At 55.3% G+C, this 275-nt stretch carries 1 protein-coding gene; it reads left to right on the top strand.

Features of this window, described 5'->3' with window-relative positions; genetic code table 11:
- Positions 1–74 precede the first annotated feature (74 nt).
- A partial coding sequence (locus SB725_RS31095; RefSeq protein WP_410923246.1) for a catalase occupies positions 75–275 on the top strand: 201 nt, incomplete at its 3' end.

Consider the following 275-nt stretch of genomic DNA (forward strand, 5'->3'; position numbering starts at 1 on the left):
GTAACACTGGTGGTCAATACTCTTTGTCAGCCGATTAGCCGGCAGTTTCACAGACTGACAGAGGAAGATTGAGCATGAGCCAGACCAAAACTCTTACTACCGCAAGTGGCGCTCCTGTCGCTGATAACCAGAACTCTCGTTCCGCCGGCCCCCGGGGCCCTCTGCTTCTCGACGATTTTCACCTGATCGAAAAGCTCGCCCATTTCAACCGCGAGAATATTCCCGAGCGTCGCGTGCACGCCAAGGGTTCAGGCGCCTATGGCACTTTCACCGTT

This window comes from Pseudomonas sp. SIMBA_041, from assembly GCF_046535095.1.
GTDB lineage: Bacteria > Pseudomonadota > Gammaproteobacteria > Pseudomonadales > Pseudomonadaceae > Aquipseudomonas > Aquipseudomonas mucoides.